Origin of the sequence: Novosphingobium sp., assembly GCF_036820275.1 — a bacterium.
Classification (GTDB): Bacteria; Pseudomonadota; Alphaproteobacteria; order Sphingomonadales; family Sphingomonadaceae; genus Novosphingobium.
Map to the genome: position 1 here is coordinate 111021 of NZ_DAISLT010000005.1, position 26971 is coordinate 137991.

22 protein-coding genes and 2 pseudogenes are annotated in these 26971 nt (G+C 59.7%); 10 read left to right on the forward strand and 14 right to left on the reverse strand.

The window, feature by feature from the left end:
• Positions 1-107: 107 nt before the first annotated feature.
• Entirely contained in the window at positions 108-2705 is a 2598-nt protein-coding gene (locus tag V7066_RS05935) for an AAA-like domain-containing protein (RefSeq protein ID WP_334182238.1), read from the reverse strand.
• Complete coding sequence (locus V7066_RS05940) at positions 2702-4252, reverse strand: esterase/lipase family protein (RefSeq protein WP_165913348.1); 1551 nt, start codon at positions 4250-4252, stop codon at positions 2702-2704. Before V7066_RS05940 ends, V7066_RS05935 begins: the two co-directional genes overlap by 4 nt.
• A gap of 353 nt (positions 4253-4605) precedes the next feature.
• Here V7066_RS05940 and V7066_RS05945 point away from each other — a divergent pair, with 353 nt between their 5' ends.
• The 3 genes from V7066_RS05945 to V7066_RS05955 are packed head-to-tail and all read left to right on the forward strand — an operon-like array spanning position 4606 to position 8382.
• Positions 4606-6279 (forward strand): Mu transposase C-terminal domain-containing protein, encoded by a 1674-nt coding sequence (locus V7066_RS05945; RefSeq protein ID WP_334182239.1) that lies wholly within the window; start codon positions 4606-4608, stop codon positions 6277-6279.
• Positions 6276-7232, forward strand: coding sequence for a TniB family NTP-binding protein (locus V7066_RS05950; RefSeq protein WP_054434185.1), 957 nt, complete (start codon positions 6276-6278; stop codon positions 7230-7232). Before V7066_RS05945 ends, V7066_RS05950 begins: the two co-directional genes overlap by 4 nt.
• The gene (locus tag V7066_RS05955) at positions 7210-8382 is read left to right on the forward strand and encodes a TniQ family protein (protein WP_334182240.1); all 1173 of its coding nucleotides are present in this window, start codon (positions 7210-7212) and stop codon (positions 8380-8382) included. Before V7066_RS05950 ends, V7066_RS05955 begins: the two co-directional genes overlap by 23 nt.
• Positions 8383-8419: 37 nt before the next feature.
• Here V7066_RS05955 and V7066_RS05960 read toward each other — a convergent pair whose 3' ends face one another.
• A complete protein-coding gene (locus V7066_RS05960; protein WP_054434182.1) occupies positions 8420-8809 on the reverse strand; it encodes a type II toxin-antitoxin system VapC family toxin in 390 nt (129 codons plus the stop codon).
• Entirely contained in the window at positions 8806-9051 is a 246-nt protein-coding gene (locus V7066_RS05965; protein WP_054434180.1) for an AbrB/MazE/SpoVT family DNA-binding domain-containing protein, read from the reverse strand. The genes V7066_RS05960 and V7066_RS05965 overlap by 4 nt, the downstream gene beginning before the upstream one ends.
• A gap of 336 nt (positions 9052-9387) precedes the next feature.
• Between V7066_RS05965 and V7066_RS05970 the strand changes: the two genes are divergently transcribed.
• Positions 9388-10596 carry a tyrosine-type recombinase/integrase gene (locus tag V7066_RS05970; RefSeq protein WP_442947308.1) on the forward strand — a complete coding sequence of 403 codons (1209 nt, stop codon included), beginning with the start codon at positions 9388-9390 and terminating at the stop codon, positions 10594-10596.
• A 211-nt stretch (positions 10597-10807) separates the two neighbouring features.
• On the opposite strand, the gene V7066_RS05975 is transcribed toward V7066_RS05970, so the two are convergent.
• The 5 genes and pseudogenes from V7066_RS05975 to V7066_RS05995 all read right to left on the reverse strand — a co-directional run bounded on the left by V7066_RS05975 (position 10808) and on the right by V7066_RS05995 (position 14200).
• A complete protein-coding gene (locus V7066_RS05975; RefSeq protein WP_334182241.1) occupies positions 10808-11620 on the reverse strand; it encodes a sulfite exporter TauE/SafE family protein in 813 nt (270 codons plus the stop codon).
• A gap of 188 nt (positions 11621-11808) precedes the next feature.
• Entirely contained in the window at positions 11809-12876 is a 1068-nt protein-coding gene (gene arsB, locus V7066_RS05980) for an ACR3 family arsenite efflux transporter (RefSeq protein ID WP_334182242.1), read from the reverse strand.
• Between the two features lie 13 nt (positions 12877-12889).
• Positions 12890-13321, reverse strand: coding sequence for an arsenate reductase (glutaredoxin) (gene arsC / locus V7066_RS05985; RefSeq protein WP_334182261.1), 432 nt, complete (start codon positions 13319-13321; stop codon positions 12890-12892).
• Positions 13322-13333: 12 nt separating this feature from the next.
• Positions 13334-13840: pseudogene (locus tag V7066_RS05990) on the reverse strand (arsenate reductase ArsC); the annotation flags it as partial.
• Positions 13841-13849: 9 nt separating this feature from the next.
• The gene (locus V7066_RS05995) at positions 13850-14200 is read right to left on the reverse strand and encodes an ArsR/SmtB family transcription factor (protein WP_334182243.1); all 351 of its coding nucleotides are present in this window, start codon (positions 14198-14200) and stop codon (positions 13850-13852) included.
• 210 nt (positions 14201-14410) lie between these two features.
• Here V7066_RS05995 and V7066_RS06000 point away from each other — a divergent pair, with 210 nt between their 5' ends.
• The 5 genes from V7066_RS06000 (at position 14411) to V7066_RS06020 (ending at position 19515) form a co-directional block, all read left to right on the forward strand.
• Positions 14411-15466 (forward strand): ArsO family NAD(P)H-dependent flavin-containing monooxygenase, encoded by a 1056-nt coding sequence (locus tag V7066_RS06000; RefSeq protein WP_334182244.1) that lies wholly within the window; start codon positions 14411-14413, stop codon positions 15464-15466.
• Between the two features lie 75 nt (positions 15467-15541).
• Positions 15542-15871 carry an ArsR/SmtB family transcription factor gene (locus tag V7066_RS06005; protein ID WP_334182245.1) on the forward strand — a complete coding sequence of 110 codons (330 nt, stop codon included), beginning with the start codon at positions 15542-15544 and terminating at the stop codon, positions 15869-15871.
• 105 nt (positions 15872-15976) lie between these two features.
• Entirely contained in the window at positions 15977-16513 is a 537-nt protein-coding gene (locus tag V7066_RS06010) for a GNAT family N-acetyltransferase (RefSeq protein ID WP_334182246.1), read from the forward strand.
• A 167-nt stretch (positions 16514-16680) separates the two neighbouring features.
• The gene (gene arsH / locus V7066_RS06015; protein WP_334182247.1) at positions 16681-17427 is read left to right on the forward strand and encodes an arsenical resistance protein ArsH; all 747 of its coding nucleotides are present in this window, start codon (positions 16681-16683) and stop codon (positions 17425-17427) included.
• Positions 17428-17595: 168 nt separating this feature from the next.
• Positions 17596-19515, forward strand: coding sequence for a TonB-dependent receptor plug domain-containing protein (locus V7066_RS06020; RefSeq protein ID WP_334182248.1), 1920 nt, complete (start codon positions 17596-17598; stop codon positions 19513-19515).
• Here V7066_RS06020 and V7066_RS06025 read toward each other — a convergent pair.
• Positions 19478-20137 carry a cation transporter gene (locus V7066_RS06025; protein WP_334182249.1) on the reverse strand — a complete coding sequence of 220 codons (660 nt, stop codon included), beginning with the start codon at positions 20135-20137 and terminating at the stop codon, positions 19478-19480. The genes V7066_RS06020 and V7066_RS06025 overlap by 38 nt on opposite strands.
• 65 nt (positions 20138-20202) lie before the next feature.
• Between V7066_RS06025 and V7066_RS06030 the strand changes: the two genes are divergently transcribed.
• Positions 20203-20607, forward strand: a complete 405-nt coding sequence (locus tag V7066_RS06030) for a MerR family transcriptional regulator (protein WP_334182250.1) — start codon at positions 20203-20205, stop codon at positions 20605-20607.
• A 69-nt stretch (positions 20608-20676) separates the two neighbouring features.
• On the opposite strand, the gene V7066_RS06035 is transcribed toward V7066_RS06030, so the two are convergent.
• The 4 genes and pseudogenes from V7066_RS06035 to V7066_RS06050 all read right to left on the reverse strand — a co-directional run bounded on the left by V7066_RS06035 (position 20677) and on the right by V7066_RS06050 (position 26891).
• A complete protein-coding gene (locus V7066_RS06035; RefSeq protein WP_334182251.1) occupies positions 20677-21012 on the reverse strand; it encodes a copper-binding protein in 336 nt (111 codons plus the stop codon).
• 2 nt (positions 21013-21014) lie between these two features.
• Positions 21015-24175, reverse strand: a pseudogene (locus tag V7066_RS06040) (efflux RND transporter permease subunit).
• Positions 24172-25665: an efflux RND transporter periplasmic adaptor subunit gene (locus tag V7066_RS06045; RefSeq protein WP_334182252.1), complete on the reverse strand. Its 1494-nt coding sequence runs from the start codon at positions 25663-25665 to the stop codon at positions 24172-24174. The pseudogene V7066_RS06040 and the gene V7066_RS06045 overlap by 4 nt, the downstream one beginning before the upstream one ends.
• Positions 25662-26891 (reverse strand): TolC family protein, encoded by a 1230-nt coding sequence (locus V7066_RS06050; protein ID WP_334182253.1) that lies wholly within the window; start codon positions 26889-26891, stop codon positions 25662-25664. The genes V7066_RS06045 and V7066_RS06050 overlap by 4 nt, the downstream gene beginning before the upstream one ends.
• Positions 26892-26971: the final 80 nt, after the last annotated feature.

Here is a 26971-nt window from a genome sequence, read left to right on the forward strand (position 1 = left end):
GAATGTAAATATCAGCACTTTCAAAGTTCGTGGACTACGGCCGAAGATAAATTCAATTTTATCATCAGCCGTAAATCGAAAACTGCAGTGGCGGAAATTTCCCGATACTAACGACTTATCAGGCTATCTCTATCAGTTACGATCTCAAGTTCGCCACTGGCAATCCTGTCTGCAACCTTTTTGAATTTTACTCTAGTTATAGATCCGGTCGCAACGTCAGATACTATAACAAACTCATTGCGCCCAATCCTAGGTCCCGGAATTGAATGATTTCCAATGTGCCGCGTCGCGGCTTGGCGAAGTCGTTCAACTAGCGCAGAGTTACGAATTGCAGCAGCATCATTTTTTACGCTCTCAGGTGAAACCAAAGACAATACCTCTCTGGCTGCATGTAGAGATTTCGTATAGTTTTGTTCCATACGATGAATTATCATCTCTTGATAAACAAAGAAAGCAAACATAGTGCTGCTTCCTTCGGCTAACCTCTTTTCATTCTTCCGGACGAAGAGCATGATTTGCTTCGCACGCGAGAGATTGCCGTTGTTGAGATCAGTTCCAACTTGATTCGCTAAAGAAACCGTATCGTTAGCATTCAAGAATTCCATAGCTTCAGGTTGAGAAACGAGCGCCCAATACGTCTCAAAAGCCAATTCTTGATCACTATCGGCGGACAAAGCAAGTAATGCAGAAGCTGCGCTAAGCTTCTGCTTGAACAATGCCTCTCGAGTAATAGATGGCGTAGTTAATGCTTTTTTAAGTAGGGCCTTGATGCTACCGGTCGCGGTTTTCCGATCACCGACGTTAGCAAGATTAACAATGGTCTCAAATGGGTTGGTTCCGGCTCGCGATTGCGCGACGTCTAAAAGCCGATCAAACGTAGCTAGGTCGCCCAGGGCCAGCGAGACCGCCATAAGCTCGGCCATGTCGCTTTCATCAAATCCGAGAGTTCCCCTCACGGTTGCATAAGGGATGCGATCACGGACAACAATTTCGGACGTCTCCGCAAGAATGGCTGCGCGCTCTTCATCATTCTCCGCAGCGCGGAGTCTGACAGACGCGAAAGCGGGCTTGAACGCCGTTACCGCTGCATTATGGGCTGAGTTGAAGGCTGACCTGGCTTCCGCAGTCCTGTTAAGAGCCGAGTACACTTGCCCAATATTATAATAGACTGCGGTGATGATCTCCGATTTCACCTCTGGTGTGAGCTCATGATCAACCTGGATGTCATTTAAAACATCCTCGTTAATTTTCAGAATCAAGTCCGCATTGTCTATCATTGAGATGTGCAAATATGCGGTCCCAACGGCGTGCCTTGCCTTGAGCATGTAATTACCTGCAGCCTCGGCAATTGGCTGCAGTATCTCAATGGCATCTTCTGGCTTCCCAAGTAGCATAATTGCTAAGCCTTTGTGATAGCTCAGCATTGTGCGCACTTCGTTGGAACGTGTCTTGGTGCTAGCGAGATCTAGTATGCCTATGGCTTCTTGAAAAAGCCCCAAATTGTACAGGGCCATTCCGTACTGAAGGAGTTCAAAGTCCTCAAGGCTTTCGATGGCCCCGCCAGAACCTATGTATTGGTTGAACAAATCAATTGACGCACGATATTCGCCGCTGGAATACCTCCGGCCAGCTGCAGTCAGGAGACCTTTTTGACCCGCTTCCACCTGAGCAAGCCATGTCTCTGACAATGCATGTTCAATCACACGGTTCTTAATGGTGGGGGCGTGGTTCGCAGATGCGGTTGTAATACCTGCAAGATAGAGCTTGCTTTTGGATCTATCGTCGAGGGTTTCGCCTTTCCCATAAAGCAACGCAACTAGTGCAGCCCTTACCTCGGGCTCATTTTCCGCTAGAGCCCGAATGTGGTCGAGCGGAGCCCTATCAAAGCGAGTAAGGTAGAGTCTCTCTATCACAGCATCGACCGTCGCAAGATCCACTTGCTCGGCAGCGGCCATAGCATCCTCAAGTGCGGAGTATACATCCCACGTCATTCGAGGATTTCCGCTTGTCCAACCGTATACGGCTTCCTGAATTTCCAGATCGAACTCGATTCCGGCTTTGCGAAGGAGGCTAGAAACCTCAGAGCGACTGAAATCGCTAAGATATATTTTCTCACCGATATTGAACGGGGAGATGTTTTTATCTTTAATGAGATCAGTCGGCTCTGCCACGCCCGATAGGACGTAGGTCAAACTTTCATAAATCGCGAAATTTGCCCTCGCGAAATACATGCTGCGAACCTGCGATAAGATACGATCCGAGTAAGGTTGCCCCACAAGAGAATCGATCTCATCGAGAATGATAATGACCCGTTCTTTTTTTGAGGCAGATAAAACCAGCCGGAGATGTCGATCATATTCAACGCTCGGATCCACAGTGGATCCAAGACGATCTAGATTGATTTTCTCGCGTACATCATCCAGTGGAAGTGATTCCAGCAGGCTGTCAATTAGATGATGGAACAAGCCACGGGCGTCACTGAAGCCGATCGACAGATCAACATAGACCGCCAATTCACCGTCTGCTTCACGGCGACGCTTCATCCTAAGCAGCAGGTTAGTCTTGCCCATCTGCCGGGCAACTAGGATGTAGCCCGGGCGTCCCATGTCATCGATAACATCGTTCAACTGGCGGTCTGCGTCGCGATCGACATAAAGATTGTCAGGGATGATGGTTCGCGGCCGAAGGGCTTTGCGATAGGTCAAAGCACGAGCTCCTGTCCGACTTGAGCGCAGAGTTCCTCAACCGAGGAGTTACCCGCCGTTCGATTTCGCCAATGCCTAAAGACCATCTTCACGAACCTAGGTGATCCCTTCGAAGCTTGAGCAATTGAACTCTGGTGTTGGGCAGAGAGATCTGACTTTACCGCAGGGGTTAGAAGCTGGATTAAACGAGTGATATCCTGCTCGCTCCACAAGTCGACAGGTAGGAACTGTATCTTTTCCCGCACTTTACTACTCAAATCTACCCCAATTGACGAAACTGCAATTCTTGATGAAAATACAAACCGAATTTGCCCGTATAGCCGGTCGTCGGAATCTAAAATTTCAAGAAATTTGGAAATTGTTTGCGTCGCAATTCCAAGGGATTGCGCATTTAGCGGCATCTCTTCAACGAGAATAGTTGTTACACTATCTGATCTTAGGTCCATAAGCAGGCGTTTCCCGAATGCTGCCTGGTCATTGAACGTTGCGTCATGGGTCTCTAAAAGCGGCATTTCCGATATCGAGGCCAGTTCCGCGCAGAGTGATGCCAAAAGACGTTCAGGTCCTGCAATATCATGGGCAGAGAGATTGATGTGGAATAAACGCCAGCCGCTAGAATAGATCGCGCGCCGAGCGGCAGCGGACTTGCCAATTCCCGAATCTCCGGTCAACCACATGTGACCACGAGACATTACATCCAGAACTACACTGTCAAATGAGCGTTTTAAGTAAAATGTCTCATTTATAGGAGTGTAAACATCGAACAGTGGATCGGCCGGTCGTTCGAATGGAACGACCTTCTGCGCTGCCGACTTATGCTCGAGCATCGGCTCATCTGCTTTCAAAAAGCGTTTGAGAGTCTTGTAGCGAAGGTCATCTCGCCCATTAGGTGCAACAATCGATCTGTGATCCGCGTCAATAATAACGGATTTGTTGTTTCGTCCTATATAGGGAACGGCGCTATCGGACGGAACTGTTCGATCAGAACCACCTAGTATGTAACGAACATTTATGAGATCTTCGACCTTGAGATGTTCCCAGTCGATATTCAATGTAGTTAGACCGCCCTCATCGCGACTAAGGGCTTTCAATTGCCGATGTGGGAACGAAATTAAAGATCCTACGTTAGCAAGCGTCGATCCTGTGCTCGGCACCGCGAGGAGCGCAATGCGGCGAATATTTAGAGAGCTTCCGAGTCGGATATTTGAAGTAACCAGATGACGCGCAATCAGTCCGCCCAAACTGTGCGCGACAATCGAAATTGTGGCTCTTCGACCGTGGCGCTCTTCCAAGAACGTTCTAAGGCCGTCCGCAAGATCTCTGAGGCCAGGTAATGGAGGTGTAAATGGCAAGCGGACTAGGCGGGTTGGGTAAGCATAATAGTCGACTGTAACCCCGGCGAAATCGGGATCGCTATCAATGCACTCTGCCATCTTTCCCCAGGTAGATCCTGGCGAACCGGATAGGCCATGGATGAACACAATCGCTTCGCCGTCATCTTTTGCGTCGGGACTTATCGTGTATCGCGTTGCAATTTCGGTTTTCACAGACAGCCTGTCCCAATCCTGGCGCAAGCTGCCGCTTTTGGCTAAGGCTGTTGGTAGAAGCAAGTTTTACGGCGCTAGATCGAGGGATTTCCCCAACTTCACCTGTTTTGATAGTTGCAAGCGATTGCATCGGCAATTCAGAATAGCTTCCTGAGCCTCTTGAACGCTTGTCGGTTTTCCTAATTCGCCGGACCCAAGAATGGCGGGCAACCTCACTTTCAAATGCCGGATGAACTCCTCAAATATCGGACAAGCGAAAGTTAAAACGGAGAGCGAGGAGTGCAGCCCACTCTGGACTCCGCGTTGCAAAAGGCAGAAACTCACTGCTGGCTTTCCAGCAAGGCTGATTGGCTATGCAGGTGGCAAAAACCGCATCGGACGCAGATTGGGAAGAGGCACGTCGCCGCGAGATGGTAATCCGTCCGCTGGCAAATTGCCCGCGCATCTCCGCCGAAGTCGCGACTGAGGCCATGTCAAAGCTGGGGCTTCAAAGATCCCGCTTTCACGAACTCCTTCAGCGATATCGCGCTGCGCCCTGTGCCGCCTCGTTGTTACCGGGCAAGCGTGGCCGGACATGCGGGAGTCGAAATCTGTCAGCCGATGTCGAGCAATTGATCAGCCGAGGGATCGAAGAACATTACCTGACCCGCGAAAAGCCAAGCGTCCAAGCTCTGCGACGTTGGTTGGACCACGAGTGCAGGAAGTCCGGAATTCGGCCGCCGAGCACCAAGGCAATCACCGCACGTGTACAGGCCTTGCCTCCCGTTTCGACGGCTCGACGACGCCTCGGTGCTAAGGCAGCCAATGATCGATGGGAGCCCAATCGCGCTGCGATGGAAGCGGGCTTCGCACTCGAAGTGGTCCAATCGGATCACACACTCGTTGATGTGATCGTCGTCGATGATCTGTATCGCAAGCCCATCGGTCGCCCATGGCTGACCGTGATGATCGACATTGCGAGCCGGACGATACCGGGATTCCATCTGGACCTGTTGGCGCCCTCCGCCGTGTCGGTGGGCATGTGCATGCGCCACGCAGTGCTGCCCAAGGATGATTGGCTCGCTGAACGCGGTTTGGCTGCGCCTTGGCCGAACTATGGCCTGATGGACCGACTCCATCTCGATAATGCGCGAGAGCATCATAGCGAAGCTCTCAGGCGCGGCTGCCGCACCTATTCCATCGAGCTAGAGTACCGGCCAATCAAGCGGCCGCACTTTGGCGGGCATATCGAGCGGCTGATCGGCACGATGATGGGGGCGGTGCACCTGTTACCAGGGACGACCTTTTCGAATGTGCTGGAGAAAGGGGAGTATGACGCGGATGGGCGGGCCTGCATGACCATGGCTGAGCTGGAAGCCTGGCTGACGGCCCAGATCATCGGCCCCTATCACGCGGAACGTCACCGCAGCCTCGGCATCCCGCCCTCATTGGCGTGGGATGAGGCGATAGCCCGGCGGCCAGAACTCATGCGCCTGCCGCTCGATCCTGGTTGTTTCCTTTTCGACTTCCTGCCATGCGCGAGCCGCGCCGTGACGCCCAATGGAATAGAGCTTTTCAACACGCATTACTGGGACGATGCCCTCCCATGTTGGTACACTCGGCACGGACAGCGCATGGCGGTCCGCTGGGACCCGCGCGATTTGTCGCGTGTGTGGCTGGAACTGCCTGACGGCGATCATTTGGAAGTGCCCTATCGCGACCTGCGGCGCCCGGCGATCACGCGCTGGGAACAGAGGCAGGCGGTGCAGGCCATCCGAGCCAAGGGTTTGGACGCGCGCAATGAGGCTCTGATATTCGCTGCAGTGGAAACGCAGCGTGCGATCATTTCTGAAGCCGCGCATAAAACCAAGGCCGCGCGGCTTGCGTTGCAGCGCACCCGAAAAGCGCTCTCCGACGCGCATCGTGCGCGTGAATCCGTTTTCCCCGTCTCCACCGAGAAGAAGCCGCAGGAGCCTTTGTTGGAAGACAAGGTCACTTTGCAAGAGCCGGCGCGGCTTCCTTTCGTCGTCGAGGAGATGCGGCGATGATATCTGCGACACATCTCGCCGAAGGCTATCGGCAACGGGCACGACGCCCCGATTCAGAGCGCATTGCCTGGATCCGGCAGGATCGCTGGCTCGGCTTTCCGAAGGCGGAGGCGGTGCGGGCAACCCTCGAGGCGATGTTCACCTATCCGGCCCGAACCCGCATGCCGTGTCTGTTGATCTTCGGACAGACCGGAATGGGGAAGACCCGCATCGTCGAGCGGTTCGAGATGGAAAACCCCCGCAGCTTCGATGACAGGATTGGCGTCGCCACCATCCCGGTGGTCGCGGTGCAACTGCCACCACAGCCGACCGAAGGGGAGTTTTACGGGGAGCTGCTCGAAGCTTTGGGCGCCGGTTACGCTGGCAAGGTTGCCTGGTCGGAAGGCCGCACTGAAATCAGCCGCGCGCGCCATCTTGCCCGCCGGGTTATGACCCAGGTCCGCGCGCGCATGCTGATCCTCGACGAGATCAACCACATGCTCGCCTGTACGCCGCGTCAGCAGCGGATTTTTCTCAACACGCTGCGCTATTTCGCGAATGACCTGAAAATTCCCATCGTATGTACGGGCAATCACGAGGCCCGAGCCGCGCTGCTGACCGACGCCGCCTTGGCCGAACGGTTCGACGCTGTGGAACTCACGCGTTGGCGAGACGATGAGGCGTTCCGCGACTTGCTCCAGACCATGGGGGCCATTTTGCCGCTCCGTCAGCCGTCCGAGCTGACGGGCGATCGTTGTCGTCTCGGCATTCTGGATCTCAGTGACGGGAATACTGGACGGATCTTTCGCCTGGTAGAATCGCTGGCGGTCAGAGCGATCGAAACCGGCGCTGAGCGCATAACGGCCAGCGACCTGGATGCGGAAGATTTGGTTTTGCCTTCCGTCAGCATGAAAAGCCTGGTCCGTCGGCGGGGCGAAAGGAACGCGAGCTATGGGAGCCGCACGGCGCATTGAAGCGAAAACAGTGTTGCCGGTCGCGCCTCGACCCCGACCTTGCGAGTTGGTCTCGTCGTGGCTTGGGCGAACCGCAGCCCAATACGACCTGGAAACTCCGCAACTCCTGGATTGGCTGGCGCCGAACGGGGCTATGCCGCGAAACCGGCCGGACGTTACCTGGCAGGAGGATGAAGCCGCGCAAGTGATAACGGCGTGCCGCGCTGAACCCGCCGATATCCGAGGGCTTCAGCTTGCTGAGGTATGGCCTCGGCTCGTCGTGAATTGGTTGCCGGCGCCCGGTCGCGGCGGGCGTATGAGGGGAAACCTGGACCTCAACTGGTGCCGTCAATGCCTCGACGAAGCGCATCGGTCCGGCGGCGCCTACCTTGACCGTGAAACCGCGCTCCCGCTCAATTTCTGCCATCGCCATTGCTCATGGCGTCACGATTTTTGCGATAATTGCGATCCTCGGCACGAGCCGCGCTTTGTCTACGCCGATCCTGTTGAGTTTGTCTGTGCAGATTGCGGCCATGCTCCTAGAAATCCCGGTAAGTTTGCTCCCAGGTATGCGGCGAGCGAGACCTGGCAGCCGGACGGCGTGCGCTTTGCGCGGCTGATGGCTTTTGAACGTCAATTGCGTCGGGCGATCCTGGGGCAGAACGCTTATCTTACAGGGGCGGGTCCGGTCACGTCTCGGCAGATGCTGGATGTGGTTGGTGATCTGACATGGGCCTTGCTTGCTCCGCAAATCGGTACGGGAAGTCTGATAAATTCATTCAGTCGCCCACATCGTCACTGGGTGCGCGATCACCGCCCATGTACCTTTTCGCCATCCTTCTATTGTGAGCTGTCGCCGGTCTATCGGGCCTGGGTTTTGAGTGCCGTGCAAACTTTGCTTGCGCCGCGGCCGCCAGCTGGCCGGAGTTCGGTTCGCGAGGAGGCCGGCAACCAGCCCCGGGATCTGGAGTGGTTGCTGCTGTGGGCCTTCCCGACCTTGCAGGCCATGCTGATTTCCCGCAGCGCCCGATGGCCGCGCCGTTTACGAGAACGGGTAGCGAGAATGGCAGGCCATCCGGAACTGCGCCATATTGATGTCGCCGCGGAGCTTGCAAAACTGGACGCCCGCTGTGCGCGGGAGCAAGCGATGCCGTATATGCCGTGGGCATAATGCCCAAACGCTGTTCGGTCGAAAGCCGCCTTCCGATTTAGCGAATGGCGACGATCTTCACTTGGACAACATCTGCGACGGTCTTCCAAGCGAGGTCGCTGGTCCAGGCAGGAAGGCCGTCGCGCTGGGCGAGGGCGAGGCAGCAGCGATCGCCAAGCGACAGACCGGCACTTGAGGTCACCGCGCGCAGACGGCCGGCGAGTTGGGCCAAAGCCTTGTCGACCGGCACAACGGTTAAAGGCAGCGGATCGAGCATCGCGTCCACTTCGTGCTCCGGCATCCCGGCATGCACGAAGTGACTGATGACTTCGGCGTAATTGACAGCGCTGATCCGCGCGCCGGCGATGGCGGTCGCCACCTTGGCGGCGCCGCGCTCACCCTTGAGCATCGCGAGCAGCGCGGAGGCATCGAGCACGATGTCGGTCATTCGCCGCTATCCTCCCGGCGACCGGCCAGGAAGGCTTCGACCGAGCTGTCGGGATTATCGCCGGTATAGCGCTTGGCCAAGGCCTGCGCGCGCGCCACCGCCTGTGCGGCGGTGCGCAGGACGACGCCATCGTCGGTTTCATCAAGATAGATCGCACCGCCATCCGTAAGGCCCAAGCGCTTGCGAATGTCTGCGGGCAGACTCATGCGACCTTTTGGCGTAATGTTGATCTGGACGGTCATGTGACGCTCAATTGTGTAAGAGTTTTCGAGGTCATCAATATATATCCAATGATAATCGAGAGCAACGAGATACAATGTGTGACACCTAAATGGATCAGGTGGCACATCCCCTCACCCGTGCCACCGCCTTAAAAGCCACTTTCCATAATCGGACATTATGGTAATAACAGGCTGATTATTGTGGATAACAGAACGGCGGGGCAGGGCGTGAGTCACCAGGACGATGATGAGACACTTCCGACCAATGAGGGCACGTTTTCAACATTGAACCCATTCGCTTCGCCTGATGCAGTCTCGCTCGATCAGGGTTCGCTACCGTCATCTCGGGCTCGCCCGGTGCCAACGGCGCCCACGACCGTCATCCTGGTCCGCGGCGCCGGGCCGCTACCACGCCGCCATGCGCGGCGCGCCCAGGCTGTCACGCCCGATGAGCGCCTCGTGGCGACGCTCGGCCGCGCGGTTTCGGATGAGTTGACGCCGGTGAGCGCGCTCGGTCTCGAAACCGCGCTCGAGGCGATGGCGCCAGCCTCCAAGCTGGCCATCGCCGCCGATCTCGACTGCTGGCTCGACTGGTGTGCGCACGAGCATCGTCATGCGCTGCCGGCCGATCCGGAGGACCTGGTGCGCTACCTGCGCACGCTCGAAGCCGATGGCAAGAAACCGGCAACGCTGGCCCGGCGGATCGCCAGTCTCGCCACCGTGCACCGCATGCTCGAAGTCGGCGGTGACACGCCGCCAACCGCGGCGCCGATGGTGCGCAATGCGCTGCGCGCCCAGCGTCGCCGCCAGGGCGCCGCGCAGCGCCAGGCCGCACCCTTGCGCTTTGGCGGTGATCTCGCCGAAGTCCGCGGGTTCACTATCACCGGGCTGCTGGACGCCTGCAGCCACGACGTGCAAGGCGTGCGCGATGCCGCGCTGCTGTCGCTCGGCTACGATGCCGGGCTGCGCGTCAGCGAACTCACTGCCGTCGAAATCAAGGATCTGCGGCCGCAGGGCGATGGCACCGGCTTGCTCCACCTGCCCCGCTCCAAGACCGATCAGGATGGCCTCGGCGCCTGGGCCTGGCTCTCGGCCGACACCATGCGCCGAATTGCGCGCTGGCGCTCGGAAAGCGGGATCAACGAAGGGATCTTGTTCAGAAGGGTCGGGGTCGATCGCCGGCGCCAGCGCGCCAAGGAGGCGGCTGATGCCCGCTGGGGGGACGAGGATGCAGACGGCGCGGCCCTGCTGGTCACATTCACGGTCGGCGATGCGCCCCTCACCCGGCAGGGTGTCACCGGGATCTACCGGCGGATAGCACTCGCAGCCGCGCGTGAGGGGCTGGTTGATGTGCCCACCGCCGACCTGGACGCAGCTATCGCTGCGCTGTCGACCCACAGTCTGCGCGTCGGGCTGACCCAGGATCTGTTCGCGGCCGGCGAGGACGGTTCTGGTATCGCCCTTACCTTACGATGGTCTTCGCCTTCCACGGCGCTGCGCTATGGGCGGCAGCTTCAGGTACAAAGCGGGGTGGCCGCACGGGTTTTGTCGCGGGTGCGGTCGTAGTGGGTGATGCCCAGAAGTGTGACAAACTCGCAATTCGCAATCATGCTGGGGAGTGGCAGGTTTCGGTCCTAGCGGCCGTTCAACGTTCCGCTGCAAAAGGTCCCGGCATGAGCAGCCCTGGCCGTTTGCAGTCCGACCGGTTTTGGCTGGAAATCTGAGAAAGCTGCCATTGTCGATGGCCGGATCAATCCCAGCGAGCATCTGCGATGTTTCAGCGCTTTCGATGGGTAAGCATCTTGCCTGCGGAGAGGATCAAGATCCCGGCCAGCATCGGCAGCAACAGCGATTCCGGCACGATTCCCAGCAACCTGCCGCCGAGGAAACTGCCAACGATCGAGCCTACCGCCATCGTCGTCACGAAACTGCGATGCTGTCCGATCACGGCGAAACTGCTGTCCCGGCTATATCGCGCAAAGCCGGCTATCATTGTCGGGAGGCTGATCGCGAGCGATAGACTCCCCGCTAACTTCACATCGACACCAAATAGCAGAATCAAGGTCGGGATGAGCAACTCGCCTCCTGCAACCCCGAGCAGAGCGGCAACGATGCCGATCGCAAAACCCGCGAGGATGCCCGTGGCAATCCGCAACCATCCATCGGCGATCAATGCCTCGCCGCCTCGCAAGCCATGACCGAATATCAGGACGAGCGCGATCATCACCAGCAGAATGCCAATCAGTCGGTGCAGTGTTTCCGCGCGCAACCGGGTAGCCCAAGCGGCGCCGAGCCAGGCGCCGGTCAGACTTCCTGTTAGCAAGTTGAATATGATCGGCCAGTGCGCCGCGATCTCGGCGACGGGAACGGTGCCCATCCGGAATGGGAGCGCTGTAGCCACGACGATCAAGCTCATGGCCTTGTTGAGGATGACGGCTTCAAGTGCAGGAAAGCCGAACAGCCCCACGAGAAGCGGTAAACGGAATTCAGCGCCGCCGAGACCGATCAATCCGCCAAGCGTTCCAATTGCGCCGCCTGCACCGAACGTGATGACAGGTTTGCGCACTGCGCGCGTGTCAGTCTTCGACATTGGCCAACCCCATCCCGATGCCCTCCACCCAATGCTGTTCCGCATTTCGTATTACCGTAAGGTATTCTTTGACGCAGGATAGCGGCGAGCGGTAGGCAATCCAGACACGATCAGTCCTGCAGCAACGGTGCCGAGAACGGATCTCGAAACCGGCGCTGCGGGGCTGACGATTGAGGTTAGGAGTTGGCCTAGGCCCGTTGCGGTACGGTGTCCACGAACCAACGCCGCCCGAACCAGAAGGCGACGTTGACCAGCAGGATCAGCACCGGCACTTCGACAAGCGGGCCGATGACGGCTGCGAATGCCACCGGCGACGAAAGCCCGAAAGCTGCAATGGCAACCGCAATGGCGAGTTCAAAGTTGTTGCCGGCTGCCGTGAAGGCAACGGCGGTTGTGCGCGGGTAATCGCTCTCGACAAGCTTGCCCATGAAGAACGCGATCGTGAACTGGACGACGAAATAGATCGTCAAAGGGACCGCCACGCGCAGGGCATCACCAGGCAGCGCAAGAATTTCGCTACCCTTGAGGCTGAACATCGCAACAATCGTGAAGAGCAGCGCGACCAGCGTCACGGGGCCAATCTTCGGCAGGAATGTGTGCTCATACCACTCGTTGCCCTTGGCCTTCGTCAGCGCCTTTCGGGTCATGAAGCCGGCGAGGAACGGAATGCCAAGGTAGATCAGGACTGCTTGGGCGATCGTCCAGAAGCTCACGTCGATCACGCTGCCTTCCAATCCGAACATCGGCGGCAGGAAAGCCAGGAAGAACCAGGCGTAGACGCTGAAGAACAGGATCTGAAAGATCGAGTTGAACGCGACCAGCGCTGCAACGTACTGGTTGTTGCCCTTCGCAAGTTGGTTCCAGACGATAACCATGGCGATGCAGCGCGCCAGACCGATCAGGATCAGGCCGGTCATGTATTCCGGCTTGTCGCGCAGGAACAGAACCGCGAGGGCGAACATCAGGACCGGCCCGATAAGCCAGTTCTGGATCAGCGAGATCACCAGAATCCGCTTGTCGTCGAGGATATGGGGCAGTTCCTCATACCGTACCCGCGCAAGCGGCGGGTACATCATGAGGATCAGGCCGATTGCGATGGGGATGTTTGTCGACCCCCAAGACAGGCTGTCGATTGTCTTTGGTAGGCCGGGGAACACGGAGCCCAAGCCTACGCCCAGCGCCATGGCCAGGAATATCCAGAGGGTCAGATAGCGATCAAGGAACGAGAGACGTTCCGGCTTGGGCTCAGTGGTCATGATCTCTGCTCGCTCAACCGGCTACGCGATTGCCGGCTGCATCGACCACCTGTTCGCCGTCTTCCTTCGCGAAAGCGCCTTGCTGCGCAGCGGGAATGAGATCGAGCACTTCTTCTGACGGACGGCAGAGCTTCACGCCGAGCGGCGAGACGACCAGCGGCCGGTTGATAAGGATCGGATGCTCCATCATCGCATCGATCAACTCGGCATTGGTCAAGTCGGGATTGCCAAGACCCAGTTCGGCAAAGGGCGTTCCCTTCTCGCGAAGGAGCTCCCGAGGGGTCATTGCCGCACGCGAGATGAGGCTTTCCAACAGAGCGCGCGAGGGCGGCGTCTTCAGATACTCAATGACATGCGGCTCGATGCCGGCATTGCGGATCATCGCGAGGGCATTGCGCGACGTGCCGCACTCGGGGTTGTGGTAGATGATGATGTCGGTCGTCATACTGTTTGCTCCAGCTTTGAGGCTTGCACCTTCGCTTTGGCCGATTTCGAGAAGTTTTTGCTGCATCGCCATCTTGTCGATGCTGTCGTGCGGGAGGGTGAGGAACAGCGAAAGGCGGTTGTGGAGGTAGCGTAGCGCCTTCAGGAACGCTTCGCGCTGGCCTTCACCTTCAACTGCAGCCGGGTCCTCAATCCCCCAATGCGCGGTGATCGGATGTCCGATCCACACCGGGCATGTCTCACCGGCGGCGTTGTCACAGACGGTGAAGATAAAATCGAACTTAGGAGCGCCGGGCTTCGCAAACTCGTCCCAGCTCTTGGAATACATGCCTTGCCTGTCGATCCCCAGTTCATCGAGAACCGCAAGCGCCATCGGGTGAACCTTGCCTTTGGGGTGGCTCCCGGCACTGTACGCCACGAAGCGATCACCACCGAGCTGATTCATGAGCGCCTCGCCCAGGATGGAGCGCGCGCTGTTACCGGTACATAGGAACAGGACGTTGTAGGTTCTGTCGGACATGGAGCACCCTCAAGCTGATGTATCGCAGCGAATCTTGGCGATCAGGTCCGAGCACATCTCCGGCGCCCCCTGGCAGCAATCCTGCATGAGGAACGTGAGCAGACGCTGCATGCCCGCGTAATTGGCGCGGTAGCGAATGAGACGGCTTTCTCGTTCGGATTGAACGAGCCCTGCGCGCTCAAGCGTGCTCAAGTGGTGGGACATCGTCGACTGCGGCACGCCCGCGCGCTCGGCGATTGCGCCCGCGACATAGCCTTCCGGCCCTGCCTGGATCAGCATGCGGAACACGGACAAGCGCGTTTCATGCGCCAAAGCGTTCAATGCATCGACTGCCCACACCTGGGAGTTGAGGTCATTCATGATTCGTCGATCCTTCTAGGATTATCGAAATATGGGCGCACCGAACGCTCGTCAATCGATATTTCCAAAACCGTGGAAATATGGATTCGCCGTGCTATTTCGGTCCTTAGAGGAATGCACATCGTTCAAAGTTATGCGAGGTTTAGCAAGCTGCTGCGGCGCCAATGCTTTCTCCAGCACTGCCTCGATCCTCGGAATGGGAGCGACCAAATGAAAACGCACGACATCGTCATAGTTGGCGGCGGGCAAATGGGGCTGTCGCTGGGCTATTATCTGCGCCGCTCCGGGGCAGATTTCGTGATCCTCGATTCAGAAACCGGTCCTGGCGGCGCGTGGCGGCATGGCTGGGATTCGCTGCGGCTGTTTTCTCCAGCGGGGTACAGTTCATTGCCCGGTTGGTTGATGCCCCCGCCTTCACACAGGGGGTATCCGACCCGCGATGATGTGCTCGATTACCTGAGATGCTACGAGGAACGCTACAAGCTGCCTATCCAACGGCCCGTGCGCGTTGAGACCATCCGCCGGTCCGGCGCCCATCTGGAGGTAGTGACGGAGGATGGGCCCTATTTTGCCCGCTTCGTTGTCAGCGCGACCGGTACTTGGTTCCACCCCGATGTGCCTGAGTATCCCGGCCGCGAACTGTTTAAGGGGACGCAAGTCCACTCCGCGCAGTACAACCTCCCGGAGGCCTATGCCGGGCAAGCGGTGCTGGTTGTCGGGGGTGGCAACAGCGGCGCGCAAATCATGGCGGAGATTGCTCCAATTGCCAGCGCGACCTGGGTTACAACGCATGATCCGCTATTTCTTCCCGATGATGTCGACGGGCGGGTACTCTTCGAAAGGGCCGTGGCCCGCATGAAGGGGCCGCCAGATGGTGAGCCTGTCGGCGGTGTCGGCGACATCGTGATGGTTCCTCCTGTCAAAGCGGCGCGCGATCGCGGCGATCTCTCCTCGGTGCGGCCATTCACCCGAATGACGGCAACAGGCGTGATTTGGCCCGATGGATCGGAAACAGCCGTGGATGCGGTGATCTGGTGCACCGGATTCAAGCCGGCGCTCGACCACCTGCAATCGCTGAACGTGGTGGAGGTCGATGGCAGGGTCCGCATCGAGAACTATCGCTCGATCAAGGAAGAACGCCTCTGGATGGCCGGATACGGCGATTGGACGGGGCCTGGCTCCGCGACCCTGATGGGCGCCGCACGAACCGCACGCGATGTGTCCGCGCTGCTCACTTCGGCGCTGGCGGAGGCTGCCGACAGTTGAGGCACCCGGCGATTTTTTATCGGGAATTTCCGATTCAACATTGACGACCGTAATCCAATCGGTAAATTACGATGGATGAACACCGAAGAAGCCCTCGCTCTGCTTTCAGCGCTTGCGCACCCTACGCGACTGGAGGCCTTCAGGCTGTTGATCCGGCATGAGCCCGATGGGCTTTCCACGGGTGAATTGGTCGAGGCATCTGGGCTCAGCCAGAGCACATTTTCGACGCACCTCGCCGTCATGGTGAAAGCGGGTCTCGTCATCGCCGAAAAGCGCGGGCGCCAGCAGATTCAGCGCGCCAACCTGGATTCTTTGCGCGGCGTGATGGTCTATCTCGCCAAGGATTGCTGCCAGGGTCGAGCCGAACTCTTCGAGCCGCTGCTTGCTGAGCTGACCTGCATCTGACGGGAAGCGAGTGAATCCCGTTCCTGTAATTACGCTCGCAGTGCAGCGAACCGGCCAGCGTTTGCCTGCCATGCTGAACCTTAAAAGCCCACTTGGAGTACGCCAGTGACGATCTCTGTTCGAAGCGTGACTGTCGATGACGCGGAAGCCATCGCTGCCATCTACGCCCATCACGTACTCCGCGGCACGGCGACCTATGAGATCGTTCCGCCCACGGTTGCCGAGACCACCGTCAAGATTGAGACCATCACCGACCGGAGTTGGCCCTTCCTCGTCGCCTGCGAGGGGGCGGAAGTTGTCGGCTATGCCTACGCGACGCAGTTTCGGGATCGTCCTGCCTACGCTTTTGCCTGCGAGAACAGCATCTACGTCGCGCATGATCGACGAGGCTCCGGAATCGGCAAGAGACTTCTCACGGCCTTGCTCGACGCTGCAGAGACTCACGGCTTCCGGCAAATGGTCGCTGTGATCGGCGGGGGCGAACCTGCTTCCGTTGCGCTGCACGGATCCTGCGCCTTCGAACACGTAGGCCGACTGGAAGGCATGGGCTGGAAGGCAGGCCGATGGCTCGACACCGTCTACATGCAGATCGCGCTTGGCGGCGGCACGGCTTCTGCGCCGACAGCGGATCGACCGGCCTAGAGCCCAAATACCTGCGCGGTCGGTCAGTGCCGCCCGGTTCCTCGACCGCGATGCCCTGCGATCGTCCCGCGAAGAAGTGGACCGCAGTCGTGCCGGGCGAGGTTCGAACAGACATTTTGCCGCCGAAATGAAGCGGCATGCAGCCGACTTGAGAAAGGTATTCGAGAATGAGATTGCGTGAACTCGCAGCCCCCGACCATTTGCCGGCGTTGGACAAGGCGTTCGCATTCGAGCGTCCAGCCACCGGCCTCGGCTCAGACCAGCCTCCGCCCCGCATTCTGCTGCTTTATGGCTCGCTCAGGGAACGTTCCTTCTCGCGCCTCGCCGTGGAGGAGGCTGCTCGCCTGTTGCAGTTCTTCGGCGCCGAGACGCGGATCTTCGATCCCAGCGACCTGCCGCTGCCCGATCAGGTGGCCGGAGACGACCACCCGGCCGTGCATGAACTGCGCGAGCACGCGCTCTGGTCCGAAGGCATGGTCTGGTGCAGCCCGGAGCGACACGGCCAGATCAGCGGCATCATGAAGATGCAGATCGACCACCTCCCGCTTCAGATGCGCGGGATGCGCCCGACGCAAGGACGGACACTTGCCGTCATGCAGGTGTCCGGCGGCTCGCAATCCTTCAATGCCGTCAACTCACTGCGCCTGTTGGGTCGGTGGATGCGGATGTTCACGATCCCCAACCAGTCGTCGGTAGCGATGGCGTACAAGGAGTTCGCCGAAGACGGCCGGATGCGGGCGTCGAGCTATTACGATCGGATCGTCGACGTCATGGAGGAGCTGGTCCGCTTCACCGTGCTGATGCGGCCGCATGCCGTGCAACTCGTCGACCGCTATTCCGAACGAAAGGAGGCGGGTGTTCCAGTCGATGCCGCCACGGACCATTCGGCGATCGCTATCGCCCCGCAAAGCTGATCCTTGATCAGGTAATCGCTTAATCGCTTGACCCTGTAGTAGCTACAGGCCGTAAGGGCCTGCCTCACTGACGCGCCGTGTGGGTGCGCGGCCACACTGAGGCAGGGGCAAGCTTTGAAATTCAAGGGTATAATCGGTTCGCAGCGAGGCGCTGTCGTAGCATTAGCAGTGGCATCGTCGATCACTATGCCCGCACATGCGCAAGATCAGGATGACGGCGATACGCCCGGTGAGAACACAGAAATTGTCGTCCAGGCAACCCGCAGCGGCCGCCACGTCCAGGACGAGCCAATACGGGTCGACGTCCTCGACCGGGAGGAGATTGAGGAAAAGGTCCTCATGCGCCCGGGCAATATTGCCATGTTGGTCAGCGAAACCCCGGGCGTACGTGTGCAGACGACCTCGCCTTCGCTAGGAGCGGCAAATATCCGCATCCAGGGGCTAAAGGGGCGCTACACCCAGATCCTGGCCGATGGCCTGCCGCTTTATGGCGGACAAACCCCATCGATCGGTCTGCTCCAGATCCCGCCCACCGACCTCGGACAGGTCGAGATCATCAAGGGTGCGGCTTCGGCGCTCTACGGACCCTCGGCGCTGGGCGGGGTGATCAATCTCGTTTCGCGCCGGCCAGCGTCCGAACCGCAGAGCGAACTGCTTGTGAACGCAACCAGTCGCGGCGGCCAGGACGTCACCGCCTATTCGTCGGCTCCCATCAGCGGCACGCTGGGCGCTTCTGTCACGGCAGGCTTCGACAGGCAGGACCGTAAGGACCTTAATGACGATGGCTGGGCGGACATGGCCGGGTACAGTCGATGGACTGTTCGTCCGCGCCTGTTCTGGAATAATGGAGAAGGCTCGAACGCCTTGCTGACTTTCGGCGCCATGACCGAGCAGCGCGACGGCGGCACCTTGCCTGGGGTCACCGCACCGGACGGCGCTCCATTCGTGCAGGCCCAGCACAGCCGCCGCTTCGACCTGGGTTTCACGGCAGAGACGCCGCTGGACGGGATCGGCACGCTGCATTTGCGCGCGGCGGGCGTGACGCAGCTTCACGATCATCAGTTCGGGGAGACGATCGAGAACGACCGGCACCGCACAGCCTTTGCCGAGGCCTCCCTGTCCGGCGAGGCCGGCTCGACGAGTTGGCTCGCTGGCGCGGCCTTTCAGATGGATGACTATCGCTCGCGCCAGTTCGGTACTTTCGACTATCGCTACACCGTGCCGGCTCTGTTCGCCCAGATCGAGCAGCGAGTGGCAAACGACCTCACGTTGTCGGGCAGCGCTCGCTGGGACGATCACAGCGAATACGGCTCACGCATAAGTCCGCGACTTTCGGCATTGTATCGTCCTGGACCGTGGACGGTTCGGGCATCGTTGGGACATGGCTTCTACGCGCCGACACCATTCGTTGAAGAGGTCGAAGCGAACGGACTCTCCCACGTCGAACCTTATGGGAAGCTGAGAGCGGAACTGGCCGATACCGCGTCGCTCGATTTGGGTTACGCCAAGGGACCGTTCGAAGCGACGGTGAGCTTTTTTGGTTCGAACATCGATCACGCCGTACAGGTTCGGACCATCGCCGCTGACCGGATCACGTTGGCGAATGCCGATGGGATCACGAGAACGCGCGGCGCCGAGGTCTTGTTGAAGTACCGCTGGAACGCGGTGACCTTGACCGGCAGTTATGTCCATGTTGCCGCGAGCGAACCTGACCCTGATGCTTCCGGCCGGCGAACCGTCCCACTGACGCCGCGAGACAGCGCGGGCATTGTCGGCATGTGGGAAAAGGAGGGACGTGGCCGAGTGGGCCTTGAGGCCTACTACACCGGCCGTCAGTCCCTCGATGACAATCCGTACCGTACGCGCGGCAAGCCCTACGTGCAGCTTGGCGCGATGGGCGAACTCATTTTAGGCCGCGTCAGCCTGTTCGCCAACGCGGAAAACATCCTCAATGTCCGCCAGACCCGCTACGATCCACTGCTTCTGCCGACCCGAGCGCCGACAGGAGCGTGGACGGTCGATGCCTGGGCGCCGACCGACGGATTTGTCCTCAACGCTGGGGTACGGTTTCGGTTTGGGGCGAAGTAGGGAAATGAACCTCTTTGAGTTCCGACCAGGCTTGCCGGATGATTTGCCATCCCCCGGATACGCCGAGCAGGGCCAGAACGGCCGCAACGGTGATGTCCGGCCAAGCGGTTTCGGTTCCCAAAACGCCCAGCGCCGCGACTACAACTGCGACGTTGCCGATGGCATCGTTACGCGAGCAGATCCAGACCGAGCGCCGATTGGCGTCGCCCTCCCGGTGACGCCAGAGCAGCAGCGCGCAGAGCAAGTTGGCGGCCAGTGCCAGAACACCGATTGCGCCCATGGTCTCGGCCCTGGGCAAAGTGCCGGCCGTCGCCATCCAGATTGTGCTGCCGATCACCCAAAGACCGAGCAGGAACAGGGACGCGCCTTTAGCGAGCGCTGCGCGTGCTCGCCATTTGAGCGCGAGACCCGCGACACCCAGACTAATCGCGTAGTTCGCGGAATCCCCCAGGAAGTCGAGCGCGTCGGCCTTCAGCGCGGCGGAACCCGCTGTAACGCCCGCGACGATTTCCACGCCGAACATGCCGGCATTGATGAAAAGCGCAATCCAGAGCACGCGCCGCCAGGCACGATCCTCGATCTTGCGAGCCGTATCCGCGCAATCACAGCAGCCACCGGCCATCTCGGCCTCCATGTTTCGTTACCGGCCGCCTATATGGGGCCTGTACCAACTACAGGGTCAAGAGCATGGCGCTGAGTATCGGCGAACTGAGCAAAGCCACGAACACCAAGGTCGAGACGATCCGCTACTACGAGCGCATCGGATTGCTGCCGAAGCCGGCTCGCACGAGCGGAAACTATCGTGCTTACGGCGACGGAGAGCTTGGGCGACTGTCCTTCATCCGGCGTTCGCGTGATCTTGGCTTTTCGCTGGATCAGGTCCGGGCGCTGCTCCGCCTTTCCGACGACCGCAGCTGTGACTGCGCGGGAATCGACCGTATCGCGCGCGAGCATCTGCTTGAGGTGGATCGCAAGCTGGCCGATCTCACGGCAATGCGCCGGGAGCTGAAGTCGGTCATCGATTCCTGCGATGGTGGCGTCGTTGCCGATTGCCGAATTATCGAGGCACTGGCACCGGAACCGATCGCCTAAGGGGCGTTTGCCTTACAAACCGGAAGGCCAGGGGCGAGATAGCATCGTCCATCTCGCCCCGTTTGCGCCTTACTGCTGCCGGATCGCAGTCACCTCAGCGGCCGAGCCGATGACCTTGACGTCGAAGTCAATCTTCTGGCCAACGCGCAGGCCATGCAGCAATGCGGGCGGATTGGCCTTGAATGGCATAGTCATTGCCGGCCAACCTATCGCGGCGATGGGGCCATGTTTGATGGTCAACTTGCCTGCCTTTGCATCGATCGCAGTGATCACGCCGCTGCCATGCCCTGATTTCGCAGGGGCCGCAGCGTGCTTCATGCCCGGCATATTGGCCATCGATTGCGCGAGGACAGGACCTGCCGCAACGACGGCAATGGGAAGCAGTAGGGAGTATAGTGCTCTCATGATCAACTCCTTTTCTGAGAGGCTGGGGTAATTTGAGGGGAATGAGGCGCACGCTGGCGTAGCAACAGGTAAGCGGCCGGAAGCACGAACATTGAAAGCAGCGGTGCCGTCAGCATGCCCCCGACCATGGGGGCCGCGATCCGGCTCATCACTTCAGAGCCGGTGCCAGTACCGAACAGGATCGGAAGCAAGCCTGCGAGGATTACCGCAACTGTCATCGCCTTGGGGCGGACGCGGAGAAGTGTACCTTCGCGTACAGCTGACCGAACATCGGCAGGATCGGAGCTGCCGCCGAGCCCCTGCTGTTCGAGCGCATTCTTCAGATAGATGAGCATCACCACACCAAACTCTGCGGAGACGCCCGCGAGCGCGATGAAGCCGACGCCGGTTGCGACCGATTGGTTGAAACCAAGAAGGTATAGAGCCCAGATGCCGCCCGTCAGGGCCAAGGGGAGTGTGCCCATGATCAGCGCCGCTTCGTCGAACCTGCCGAAGGTCAGGTAAAGCAGAAAAAAGATGATCAGCAGGGTTGCCGGCACGACCAGCTCAAGCCTGTCCAGCGCGCGCTGAAGGTATTCGAACTGTCCGGAGTAGGCCACGCTAACGCCCGGCGACAGTTTCACATCTCGGCCGATGGTTCGGCGAAGATCCGCTACCACCGAGGCCAGATCACGGCCGCGCACATCGACATAGACCCAGGTCGACGGCCGCGCATTCTCGGTCTTCAGCATGGGAGGGCCATCGGCAACCGCGATGGCAGCTACACTGCTCAAGGTTATCTGCTGCCCGGACGGCGTGAGGACCGGCAGGGATCTCAGGCCTTCAAGGCTATCCCGAAGCTCACGCGGGTAGCGAACTGTGATCGGGTAGCGAGCCAACCCTTCCACGGTTTCACCGATCGTTTCTCCCCCGATCGCCCCCGACACGATAGCCTGCACGTCCGCGATGTTGAGGCCGTATCTGGCGGCGGCGGCCCGGTCGATATCGACATCGACATAGCGTCCGCCGGTCAGGCGCTCAGCCAATGCCGAACTGACCCCAGGCACGGATTTGGCGACTTTTTCGGCATCGTGCGCGATCCGGTCGAGCTCGGCGAGATCCGGCCCGGACACCTTGATCCCGATCGGGCTCTTGATGCCTGTTGCGAGCATGTCGATGCGATTGCGAATGGGCGGTACCCAGACATTAGCGAGACCCGGGAGTTTGACGGTCCGATCGAGTTCGTCGACCAGCTTCTCGGGGGTCATCCCTGGTCGCCACTGGTCGCGCGGCTTGAACTGGATGGTGGTTTCAAACATTTCGAGCGGCGCCGGATCGGTTGCCGTCTCTGCCCGTCCAGCCTTGCCGAATACGCTTTGCACTTCCGGTACCGTTTTGATCAGACGATCGGTCTGTTGGAGGAGTTCGCTGGCCTTGGCTGCCGAAAGACCCGGAAGAGCGGACGGCATGTAGAGCAAATCCCCTTCATCAAGGTTCGGCATGAACTCGCCGCCCAGTCGGGTCAGCGGCCAGGCGGCCGTGGCAAAGACGAGAGCTGCGATCATCAGTACGGTCTTCGGCCGCTCCAGAGCCCAATCGATTGCCGGTCGATAGATGCCGGTGAGCCCACGATTGACGGGATTGGCGTGCTCGGGCGGAATTCTGCCCCGTATCAGCCAGCCCATCAAAATCGGCACCACGGTCACCGAAAGGATAGCCGCTGCGGCCATCGAATAGGTCTTCGTGAACGCCAGCGGAGCGAACAGCCGGCCTTCCTGCGCTTCGAGTGTGAAGACCGGAATGAAGGAAAAGGTAATGATCAGGAGGCTGAAGAAGAGGGCCGGTCCGACCTCGGCCGCAGCATCGGTAATAACGCTCCATCGCGCCTCACTCTGCAGACTCTCGCCGGGGTGATCCCGCTCCCAGCGCTCAATCGCCTTGTGTGCATTTTCGATCATGACGACGGCTGCATCCACCATCGCGCCGACCGCAATGGCAATCCCCCCAAGCGACATGATGTTGGCGTTGACGCCTTGTCCGTGCATGACGACGAGCGCTGCGAGCACGCCCAAGGGCAGTGTGATGATCGCGACCAGAGCCGATCGCACGTGCCATAGGAACAGTGCGCACACGAACGCGACAACGATGAATTCCTCGATCAATTTGTGAGTGAGGTTGTCGACCGCGCGATCGATGAGCTGAGAGCGATCATATGTGGGGACGATCTCGACACCCGGCGGAAGGCTCTTTTTGAGAACGGCAAGGCGATCCTTGACGGCTGCGATCACCTCGCGGGCGTTCTTGCCCGACCGCAGGATGACCACGCCGCCAGCGACCTCGCCCTGACCGTCGAGTTCGGCGACCCCGCGCCGCATTTCCGGGCCGATCTGCACGTGGCGACATCGCCGAGCGCAACCGGAACACCGCCCGTGCCCGTGCGGAGCGGAATGGCGCGAAAATCGTCGAGCGATTTCAGGTAGCCCGAAGCGCGTACCATGTACTCCGCTTCAGCCAGCTCCAGAACGGAGCCGCCCGCTTCCTGATTTGCCTTCTGGATGGCATCTACGGCCTGAGCATGCTTGAGGCCGTATGCCGCAAGTTTCAGCGGATCGAGCTGCACCTGGTATTGTTTGACCATGCCGCCGATGCTCGCCACTTCGGCGACGCCGGGGATTGTCTTCAGTTCGTAGCGCAGGAACCAGTCTTGCAAGCTGCGTACCTGGGCAATATCGTGGCGGCCCGTGCGATCCACCAGGGCATATTCATAGACCCATCCGACCCCGGTGGCATCGGGCCCCAGCCCACTTCGGGCGCCCGCCGGAAGGCGCCCTTGCACCTGGTTAAGATACTCGAGCACCCGACTTCGTGCCCAATAGAGGTCGGTACCGTCCTCGAAGATTACGTAGACGAAACTGTCGCCGAAGAAACTGTAGCCGCGCACCGTCTTGGCGCCTGGTACGGAAAGCATCGTGGTCGTCAGGGGGTAGGTGACCTGGTTCTCGACGATTTGCGGCGCCTGTCCGGGCCAGGTGGTGCGGATGATGACCTGCGTGTCGGAAAGGTCCGGGAGTGCGTCGATCGCAGTCGATCGGGCCGCCCAGGCGCCCGCCCCAGCCATGATCAATACCGCAAGGATGACGAAATACCGGTTCTTGACCGAACCGCGAATGATGGAGGCAATCATCGGCCGGCGACCTTAATCAGCTGACGCACGGCGGGCCCGGCCGGTGGCCGGTCGAAGCCGAAACGGATGTGGTCGCCAACGCTAAACCCGCGCGCGACCGCCGGGTTCGGCAATGCAAACGTCATGGTCATTGCCGGCCATCCAAGGGCGGGCACGGGATCATGGCTCAGGGTGATTGAAGCGCTTGTGATCTGCTCGATTTTGCCTGTGGTCTCGAAGAGCGACTTGCTTGGGGATAGCGTTGCCGGCGGGTGAGGCTCGCTCACCGGGCGGGCGGCAATTCCGGACAGATTCGCTTCGGAGTCGATCAGGAACTGACCCGAAGCGACAATCTTTTCACCTTCCGACAGGCCCGCCAGGATTTCCGTTACTCCGCCATTGTCTCTGCCAGGTTGCACCTCGGCAGGCCGGTAGCGTCCATTGGCAAGCGCCAGAACGACCAGCGTGCGCTTGCCGGTCCGGATCACCGCCTCACTTGGCACCAGTAAGCTCGGCGCGTTCTCGCCGTCGATCGTTACAGACGCGAACATTCCAGGCTTGAGCCGCCCGCTGGGATTGGACAGTTCGGCGCGGACCGTGAGCGTCCGGCTGTCGGTCTGAACATCGGGAAGAACCGCGGCAATTTTGCCAGAGAACGTCTCCCCGGGATAAGCTGGCAGCGTAGCGGAGAGGAGTTGGCCGGGACGCAAACGACCGGCAAGTGCTTCGGGAACTGCGGCATTCAACCAGACTGTGCCGAGGCCATTGATCTCCGCCAGCGTTTGCCCGGAGGCCAGCGTCATGCCAGCCCGTACGCCAAGCGTTTTGATCACTCCGGCGGTCGGAGTAGACACCGTGATAACCGTGCGCGGCTTGCCGTTCCGATCAATCGAAGCGATCAAACCGGAAGGCATTCCGAGGAGCATGAGCCGCTGGCGGGCGGCGAGGGTCAAGGCGGAGTTTCCTGTTCGTCGTACCGCCAGATACTCGGCCTGCGCACCGGCCCATTCGGGAATGAGGATATCGGCAATCGGCGCGTTCGCGCCAATTACATCGCCGGGAGCGCGGCCATAGACCCGCTGTACGAAGCCTCCGGATCGCGCTTGGACAATCGCCACGTCTCGCTGATTGAAATCGAGTGTGCCCGTCGCCGTGAACGCATTCGCGAGTTCGCCGCGCCGCACACTGACCGTGCGCAGCCCGAGATTTTGAGTGGCGGCAGGATCGATCCTAACCCCTTGCGCATCATCATCAGCCGCGTCGGCATATTTGGGGACGAGCAGCATATCCATGAAGGGCGACTTGCCCGGGTGGTCGAAGTGCTGGTCGGGAACCATGGGGTCAAACCAGTAGAGCGGCTTGCGCGGATCCCTCTTACCTTCCCCGGATGCGGCGATGCCGCTTGGTTCTGTGGTGAGGTGCGCGATTGCGTACCCGCTGGAACCGGCAACCAGTGCGATGGCGGCGGCAGCGAACCCTATGCGCGCCTTCGACGCTGCGAAGTCTTTCATTGTCCAACGCTCCGATAGGTAAGGGAAATTCGGGCGCCGTCACTGACGGCAAGCGCTTCCCGATCAAGGACCGTGAGTCTCGCGTCGGCGAGCGCGGTATAAGCGTCGGCGATGTCGACGAGACTGGCTCGCCCGGCGGCGTAGCTTGCCGTCTCCAGTTTCACGCGCTGTTCGGCGAGTGGCAGCAGTGTATCTTGGGCCCTCATCCACTGCTCATGATGCATGCGGTGATCGGCAAGATCGGCCTCAAGACCGCCAGCCAGTTCGCGTTCGACCGCTTCTCGCTGCGCCGCGATCTGAGCCGCATTGTTCTGGGCTTCGGCGATCTGGGCATTTTGGCGCCCGCGCGTGAAGAATGGCAGGCTGACGGAGACCCCAGCGGAAACATAGTCGCCAAATCGCGGATCGCGGCGCTGATAGGCCAGATTGACTCCAAAGTCCGATCGCCTACCGGCATCCGCGAGGCGCAGATCGGCGTCTGCCTGGCCGCTCTGAGCATTGACCAGTCGAAGCGCCGGCGTGTCGCCAAGCGCTTCATGGAGCATCTCGGCATCGATCGTGAATTCGGGAACGGAACCGTCGATCTCTGGAGAGGGCGTGCCCGTTAGTCTGGTAAGCATCACCTTGGCCCGGACTACGCTAGCTACCAGTTCGCTACGGCGATCCTGTAGGCCCACGATGGCCTGCTGCCCCGCAAGAGTTTGCGCCGGCCGCGCACTTCCCGAGGCGACAGCACCTCGCGTAGTCCCCACGACCCGTTCAAGATTTGAGAGTAGGTCTGCGAGGAGGTCGAGTTTGCGCTCAGCGTAGGCGAGGTTGATCCAGGCAAGCGCGGCATCGATCTCGACGGAGCGGGCCTCAAGTGCGGTAGCGGCTTTCGCCGCTTCAATGTCGCTGTCCGCGCGCGCTTGCTGTGCGTGCCGTTTGGCCAAGTTGGGGATATCCTGGCTTGCACCAATACGGACCATCGTGAAGTCGTCGTGCTGTGGCTCAAAAGCTAATGGCCCTGAAATCGGATAACTCTCGATGCTCACGCCGAGGACTGGATCGGGAAGTGAGCCGGCACCGCCGCGCGCGGAGCGCGCAGCATCCGTGCCATGCTCTTTTGCACGAACCGTGGGAGCCTCAGCTGCCGCCTGCCGCAGCGCCTCCTGAAATGTCATAGGGGTTGCGGACGCAGCCGCAGGAATTGCCGCGAACAGCGGCAGGGACAAAATCCATGGCATGGAAATCTCCTGATCGCAGGATCAGGCCGGCGTTGACCGAGGAGGCGAGCACATCGGTGGCGGCGGGCGGTCACGCCCTA

Coding starts and splice junctions, on each gene's coding strand:
- V7066_RS05960 (WP_054434182.1), bottom strand. CDS start 8,809: ATGACCGACATCGTGCTCGATGCCTCCGCGCTGCTCGCGATGCTCAAG.
- V7066_RS05965 (WP_054434180.1), bottom strand. CDS start 9,051: ATGACCGTCCAGATCAACATTACGCCAAAAGGTCGCATGAGTCTGCCC.
- arsH (WP_334182247.1), top strand. CDS start 16,681: ATGAGATTGCGTGAACTCGCAGCCCCCGACCATTTGCCGGCGTTGGAC.
- V7066_RS05950 (WP_054434185.1), top strand. CDS start 6,276: ATGATATCTGCGACACATCTCGCCGAAGGCTATCGGCAACGGGCACGA.
- arsB (WP_334182242.1), bottom strand. CDS start 12,876: ATGACCACTGAGCCCAAGCCGGAACGTCTCTCGTTCCTTGATCGCTAT.
- arsC (WP_334182261.1), bottom strand. CDS start 13,321: ATGACGACCGACATCATCATCTACCACAACCCCGAGTGCGGCACGTCG.
- V7066_RS05975 (WP_334182241.1), bottom strand. CDS start 11,620: ATGTCGAAGACTGACACGCGCGCAGTGCGCAAACCTGTCATCACGTTC.
- V7066_RS06000 (WP_334182244.1), top strand. CDS start 14,411: ATGAAAACGCACGACATCGTCATAGTTGGCGGCGGGCAAATGGGGCTG.
- V7066_RS05945 (WP_334182239.1), top strand. CDS start 4,606: ATGCAGGTGGCAAAAACCGCATCGGACGCAGATTGGGAAGAGGCACGT.
- V7066_RS06030 (WP_334182250.1), top strand. CDS start 20,203: ATGGCGCTGAGTATCGGCGAACTGAGCAAAGCCACGAACACCAAGGTC.
- V7066_RS06025 (WP_334182249.1), bottom strand. CDS start 20,137: ATGGCCGGTGGCTGCTGTGATTGCGCGGATACGGCTCGCAAGATCGAG.
- V7066_RS06045 (WP_334182252.1), bottom strand. CDS start 25,665: ATGAAAGACTTCGCAGCGTCGAAGGCGCGCATAGGGTTCGCTGCCGCC.
- V7066_RS06035 (WP_334182251.1), bottom strand. CDS start 21,012: ATGAGAGCACTATACTCCCTACTGCTTCCCATTGCCGTCGTTGCGGCA.
- V7066_RS05955 (WP_334182240.1), top strand. CDS start 7,210: ATGGGAGCCGCACGGCGCATTGAAGCGAAAACAGTGTTGCCGGTCGCG.
- V7066_RS05995 (WP_334182243.1), bottom strand. CDS start 14,200: ATGAATGACCTCAACTCCCAGGTGTGGGCAGTCGATGCATTGAACGCT.
- V7066_RS06050 (WP_334182253.1), bottom strand. CDS start 26,891: ATGCCATGGATTTTGTCCCTGCCGCTGTTCGCGGCAATTCCTGCGGCT.
- V7066_RS06005 (WP_334182245.1), top strand. CDS start 15,542: ATGAACACCGAAGAAGCCCTCGCTCTGCTTTCAGCGCTTGCGCACCCT.